The organism is Pseudovibrio sp. POLY-S9 (assembly GCF_001431305.1).
GTDB lineage: Bacteria > Pseudomonadota > Alphaproteobacteria > Rhizobiales > Stappiaceae > Pseudovibrio.
Genome location: NZ_LCWX01000038.1, coordinates 1 through 3,164 on the forward strand (window position 1 = coordinate 1; position 3,164 = coordinate 3,164).

The following is a 3,164-nucleotide window of genomic DNA, read 5'->3' on the forward strand; positions in this document are numbered from 1 at the left end:
CCCCCCCCCCCGCCACTTCTGCTTGGTTGCAACATTATATATACGGCCCGTGCGAAGGTATCTTTGTCCTTCGCACCTCTAAAATGTCCGCTCACCATGTCTGCGAAATTGTCATTCAGCCAATCAAACGTATGCTTCAATAAGCTGTTCGAGTTGACCCCAAAGAGCAGCTGATTTCTGTCGATCCAAACTGACATCTCCATCAGGCAAATCCATAACTCCCCAGACGTTGTGCCAATAGGTTCCGCTAGGAACATCTTGCGTCGCCGCAATAAGTTCGGCCTGTGCCCCGAGTTCTTCCGATATCAGCAGTCTTTTGGCCAACCAGCTTCTAAGCCCGCCTTGCTCAGCAAACCCACCAAAACCGCTCAAAATAACCCCGGGATGAACAGCATAGCTCTTGAGAGCCGGATAGCGTTTCGCAAGCTCTCGCATCTGCCATAAATTACCCAGTTTACTGCCACCATAAACCCGGTTGCTTGAGTAGTTTAGCGGGTTCACATCACAGGTTTGGGCCATGATATAGGCGTCTCCCGATGTCATCACAATGCGTGCATCCTCCGCAAACTTGCCTTGCTCCATCAAGAGCCGATAAAGTAGATGATGGCCTAAGACATTGACTGCAAAGGTCATTTCGATATCATCCGAGGCCATTTTGTTATCATGCATCAAAACACCCGAGTTGCAGATCAATATATCAATTTTCTGGTCCCCCACCTTGCCAACCGCATCCGCCACAGACTGCAAGCATGATAGATCACATTTAACTTGCTGGAGGTCACAGACCCCTCTCTTACCCTGAGAGATGCCGCGTGACAGAGACACAACCTTGGCGCCCCGTGCAATCAATCCGCGGGAAACATACTCGCCGACACCCGCTGATCCACCTGTTATCAGAACAGTTTTCCCGTCAAGTCGTGGTCCAGGAGGACACATACGTGTTCTCGCCCCTTGACGAAACATACACCGTAAAAGGCGCAAAACACTGGTTTTGGAGGGTCTATATGGGGTGAGGTCTATGGACACTTTTTTATCCTTGTTTACAGTCGGTCAAGATTGATTGACCATAATACTTGACTAGATTACTAATCCAGTCAAGTATTATCTGTAACACCTCGGATACGTGATGACTCAGTTTGATTTCGCCCCAGAATCCCAAAAGGCAACCATTCAGACAGCGCATCTGCTGTTGCAGCAAGCCGCTCGCCTTCGACAGAAGCTACAAACGGCCGTGACTGAGGCGTGTGATCTGACCTTGTCAGAAAAAGAGCTTCTTGGACGCGTCCAGCAATCAGGAGGTGAAGTGCGGATGAGTGATATTTCCAGTGCTCTGATGTTCACCGAAGGTGGCGCAACAAAGATCATCGGCCGGCTGGAGAAGCAAGGCCTCGTCACGCGGCATCGCTCGCAAGAGGATAAACGGGTTATCCTGATCAACATCACAGAGGAAGGCGAAAGCAAACTCGCAACCGCTCTCAGCGCCATGGCGAATGTCGCCTATCCGCTTTTGAGCAAAGTGTATTCTGAAGAAGAATGTGCCCAGATGAGCCGCCTATTGGAGAAGCTTGGTGCGCATCCCGACCTGTTATGAGCGAGTTTCTAACGGTCTCACCAGGTACGCTTAGACAAGCAAATGCCGCAGAACCAGATTTGGCATCTGCGGCATTCATTCGTCTTCTCAGGCCTTAAAAGTCCATCACAATACGACCATCAATCTTGCCGTTACGCATACGATCGAAGATGTCATTGACGTTGTCGAGCGGCTCTGTGGTGTAATGTGCAGCCACCTGGCCTTCACCAGCAAACTCTAATGACTCCCGCAGATCATTTCGCGTGCCCACAATAGAACCGCGTAAGGTTTTGCGGTTGAGCACCATATCAAAGATGTTGAGTGGAAAGTCCTCAGGAGGCAAACCAACAAGGCTCATAGTGCCGCCACGTGCCAACATGCCAACACCTTGCTGGAAGCTCTTGCCAGCCACTGCCGTCACCAACACGCCCTCAGCACCGCCGCCAGCTTGCACTTCAGCCACCGGATCGCACTTGAAGGCATTCAGCGTCATATCCGCACCAAGTGATCTTGCAAGCTCCAGTTTGTCCTCTGCAATATCAACCGCAATCACATGCAAGCCCATGGCCTTGGCGTACTGAACAGCCAGATGCCCCAAACCGCCAATACCGGAAATCACAACCGTTTGTCCCGGTTTTGTCTCCGTTTCTTTCAGCCCCTTGTAAACGGTTACACCCGCGCAAAGTATTGGTGCTGCTGGTGCAAATTCAAGTTCCTTCGGCAAATGAGCGACGAAATTCGGGTCTGCCAAAGCATATTCTGCAAAGCTGCCATTGACGCTGTAACCCGTGTTTTGCTGGCTTTCGCATAAAGTTTCCCAGCCATCAACACAGTGACGACAGCAGCGGCAAGCAGTGTGAAGCCAGGGAATTCCAACGCGATCCCCCTCTTTCACCGAAGTGACATTCCGGCCTTTCTCAACCACAATGCCCACGCCTTCATGGCCCGGAATAAAGGCTGGTGTCGGCTTGACTGGCCAGTCACCTTCAACAGCGTGAAGGTCGGTGTGGCACACGCCAGTGGCCTCAATTTTCACCAGAACACTGTCATCATTTACTGTAGGCTTTTCAACTTCACACACGTCCAACGGTGCACCAAACTCGCGCACAACGGCCGCTCTCATCATAGACATGACGGGCTCCTTGACCTGTTCGGGCCGCAGCGGCCCAGATGCATACAGGGAAAGCTAAATTTTGCAAATGCAGGTATGCAGCACCAGCATTCAACCCGAGCCTAACAAACCTCCTGCCAAGTATAAAAGAGATGATATTTCAAGGATGCAAGCGCGGTTAACAACGTTTCTCGCCAGTCACTCAAAGTTAAAAAGGCTTGTTCTTTAATACAAAACCCGCGGACGACAATCAGGTGTATTCAAGGACATACATTTCCGCAAAGTGAAACAAATTCATCAACTTAGGCTAACTACGTAGCTTTTAGGCGATTTCACCTGAGATCATTTCATCGTCATGAGTCGAGCGGAGACTAGCCACTCTCCCCCTACTCCATGCAACACCACAAAACACTTGCCTCCATCTAACAATACCAAGTATAAATCAAATGTTGCAACCAAGCAGAAGTGGCGGGGGGGGGGCAA

3 protein-coding genes are annotated in these 3,164 nt (G+C 50.6%); 1 reads left to right on the plus strand and 2 read right to left on the minus strand.

Translation table 11 applies throughout. The features are described 5' to 3' along the window. Nucleotides 1-123: 123 nt before the first annotated feature. A complete protein-coding gene (locus PPL9_RS02460; protein ID WP_082596470.1) occupies nt 124-963 on the minus strand; it encodes an SDR family NAD(P)-dependent oxidoreductase in 840 nt (279 codons plus the stop codon). 163 nt (nt 964-1,126) lie between these two features. Here PPL9_RS02460 and PPL9_RS02465 point away from each other — a divergent pair, with 163 nt between their 5' ends. Continuing rightward, entirely contained in the window at nt 1,127-1,591 is a 465-nt protein-coding gene (locus PPL9_RS02465) for a MarR family transcriptional regulator (RefSeq protein ID WP_057461164.1), read from the plus strand. A 94-nt stretch (nt 1,592-1,685) separates the two neighbouring features. Here the strand turns inward: PPL9_RS02465 and PPL9_RS02470 are convergent, their stop codons facing one another. Continuing rightward, entirely contained in the window at nt 1,686-2,702 is a 1,017-nt protein-coding gene (locus PPL9_RS02470; protein ID WP_057461165.1) for a zinc-dependent alcohol dehydrogenase, read from the minus strand. Between the last annotated feature and the right edge of the window lie 462 nt (nt 2,703-3,164).

Bases quoted from the DNA above. Each gene is read 5' to 3' on its own strand.
- PPL9_RS02460 (WP_082596470.1), bottom strand. From the start codon at position 963: ATGTTTCGTCAAGGGGCGAGAACACGTATGTGTCCTCCTGGACCACGA.
- PPL9_RS02465 (WP_057461164.1), top strand. From the start codon at position 1,127: ATGACTCAGTTTGATTTCGCCCCAGAATCCCAAAAGGCAACCATTCAG.
- PPL9_RS02470 (WP_057461165.1), bottom strand. From the start codon at position 2,702: ATGTCTATGATGAGAGCGGCCGTTGTGCGCGAGTTTGGTGCACCGTTG.